This is a genomic window from Nitrosospira sp. NpAV, from assembly GCF_000832065.1.
GTDB lineage: Bacteria > Pseudomonadota > Gammaproteobacteria > Burkholderiales > Nitrosomonadaceae > Nitrosospira.
The window spans coordinates 1-2,798 of record NZ_JXQM01000064.1 but is presented as its reverse complement, the minus strand read 5'-3'; the positions used below and the strand labels follow the sequence as shown (position 1 = coordinate 2,798).

At 55.5% G+C, this 2,798-nt stretch carries 3 protein-coding genes; all 3 read left to right on the top strand.

Going from position 1 to position 2,798, the window contains the following annotated elements; all coding sequences use genetic code 11:
• Positions 1-832 (top strand): c-type cytochrome (locus SQ11_RS15325; RefSeq protein ID WP_041515071.1); only part of this gene is annotated, 832 nt, incomplete at its 5' end.
• A gap of 166 nt (positions 833-998) precedes the next feature.
• A complete protein-coding gene (gene ctaD, locus SQ11_RS15320; RefSeq protein ID WP_041515070.1) occupies positions 999-2,576 on the top strand; it encodes a cytochrome c oxidase subunit I in 1,578 nt (525 codons plus the stop codon).
• A gap of 21 nt (positions 2,577-2,597) precedes the next feature.
• Positions 2,598-2,735, top strand: a complete 138-nt coding sequence (locus SQ11_RS17400; protein WP_156972533.1) for a hypothetical protein — start codon at positions 2,598-2,600, stop codon at positions 2,733-2,735.
• The last annotated feature ends 63 nt before the right edge of the window (positions 2,736-2,798 follow it).

Sequence of the window (2,798 nt, the reverse complement as noted above, 5' to 3'; positions counted from 1 at the left end):
GGTTGGGATGGCCTATCCGGCTACCAAGACCATCATCGCCATGAAGGACACCTCCAGCCCGGACATCACCATCAAGACGACGGGCTACCAGTGGAAATGGGGATACGACTACATCACGGGCGAAGGGGAAGGCATCAGCTTCCTGAGCGCATTGTCCACACCTAGAGCGCAGCAGGAGAACAAGGAAACCAAGAGCGAGAACTACCTGCTGGAAGTGGATAATCCGCTGGTGGTGCCGACAGGCAAGAAGATACGGATACTGCTGACGGCCAACGACGTGATCCACGCCTGGTGGGTTCCGGCATTAGGGGCCAAGCAGGACGCCATTCCCGGTTTCATCCGCGACACCTGGTTCACGGTGGAGAAGCCTGGGACCTATCGTGGGCAATGTGCGGAACTCTGTGGCAAGGAACACGGCTTCATGCCGATCGTGGTGGAAGCGCTGGAGCCGGAGAAATACGCGCAGTGGGTGGCGGAACAGAAGAAGAAGACCGCCGTGGCGGCGGTTGATGTCAACAAGACCTTCACGCTGGATGAGTTGAAAGCCGAGGGCGAGAAAGTCTATGCCGGCAACTGTGTGGCCTGTCACCAGGCCAATGGCAAGGGTGTTCCGGGGACGTTTGCCGCGCTGGACGGATCGAAGATTGCCACGGGTCCCAAGGGCGAGCATATCAACATAGTAATGAACGGAAAGACCGGCACGGCAATGGCGGCTTTCAAGCACCTGTCGGATGTACAAATCGCGGCGGTGGTCACCTACGAGCGCAATGCCTGGGGCAATACGACAGGCGACGTAGTGCAGCCATCGGAAATCAACGAACTCAGAAAATAGCATCAAGGAGGAAACCACTGCGGCACCATCACGGTGTTGCGATCACGGCATCGCGATTATCCGTCACGGATATCGCCCAGATGCATCGTCAGATTCCGGCGGCTTGAGCGCTGGTTAATCATCACCCGATACAAATATTTCAAAAAATAGCACCAAGGAGAAAGTTATGGCAGCAGTACACGACGACATTGCGCACGCGCACGATCATCATCCCACCGGCCTGATGCGCTGGCTGACCACCACCAACCATAAAGATATAGGCACCATGTATCTCTGGTTCAGCTTCATCATGTTCCTCACGGGGGGTGTGATGGCGCTGACCATACGGGCCGAGCTGTTTATGCCGGGCCTGCAGATCGTGCAGCCCGAATTCTTTAATCAGTTGACCACCATGCATGGCCTGGTGATGGTGTTCGGCGCCATCATGCCGGCGTTTGTCGGCTTTGCCAACTGGCAGATCCCGATGATGATCGGCGCACCGGATATGGCTTTCGCACGCATGAACAACTGGAGCTTCTGGCTGCTGCCTCCGGCGGCGCTGCTGCTGATCAGTTCGTTTTTTGCGCCAGGCGGGGCAGCGGCGGGTGGCTGGACATTCTACCCGCCGCTGTCGGTGCAAATGGGCGTAGGCATGGACATGATGATCTTTGCCGTCCACATCCTTGGCGCTTCTTCCATCATGGGGTCGATCAATATCATCACCACCATTCTCAACATGCGCGCACCGGGCATGACGCTGATGAAAATGCCGATGTTCGTCTGGACCTGGCTGATCACGGCGTATCTACTGGTATTGGTGATGCCGGTGCTGGCAGGAGTGGTCACCATGTTGCTGACCGACCGCCATTTCGGCACCAATTTCTTCAATGCGGCGGGTGGTGGCGACCCAGTGATGTTCCAGCATATTTTCTGGTTCTTCGGGCACCCGGAAGTTTACATCATGATCTTGCCCTCATTCGGCATTGTTTCGGAGATCATTCCCGCGTTTGCGCGCAAACCATTGTTCGGCTATTCCTCGATGGTTTACGCCACCGCCTCGATCGCCATCCTGTCCTGTATCGTCTGGGCGCATCACATGTTCACCGCCGGCATGCCGGTCACCGGGCAACTGTTCTTCATGTATGGCACGATGTTGATCGCGGTCCCAACCGGCGTGAAGGTATTCAACTGGACAGCCACCATGTGGCGCGGTTCCATGACCTTCGAGACGCCCATGCTGTTCTCGATCGGTTTTATCTTCCTTTTTGTCATTGGCGGGTTCAGCGGCGTGGTTTGCGCAATCGTGCCGATAGATGTTCAGGTGCAGGATACCTACTATGTCATCGCGCACTTCCATTATGTGCTGGTATCGGGCTCGCTTTTCGCCATCTTTGCCGGGACTTATTACTGGCTGCCGAAATGGACCGGGCATATGTATGACGAGACGCTGGGCAAATGGCATTTCTGGCTGTCGATGATCTTTTTCAATGTCACCTTCTTTGTGCAGCACTTCCTGGGCTTGGCGGGCATGCCGCGCCGTATTCCCGACTATGCGCTGCAGTTTGCCGATTTCAACATGATCTCCAGTATCGGCGCTTTCGGTTTCGGTTCCACCCAGCTGCTGTTCCTTTACGTGGTGCTGAAGTGCATCCGTGGCGGCGCAAAGGCGCCGGAAAAGCCCTGGGAGGGAGCAAAGACGCTGGAGTGGACGCTGCCGTCACCAGCGCCCTACCATAGTTTCGAGACACCCCCGGTTGTGAAATAGTACGAGAGATAGGAGCGCGATATGTCAAAAAACATGGATATGCCTGATGACATGGAGATGGAGAGAAAGTATGCGGCGATCAGAACGGCATTGTTTCTGCTGGCTTTTTCTCTGCTCCTCTCTGTGGCACATTATTTATGGCAGGCATGCTGTTCTTGATCGGATTTTGAAGTTGATTAAATTTTAAGCGGGAGAGAGAAGTGAGCGGGGAAACAGGTCACG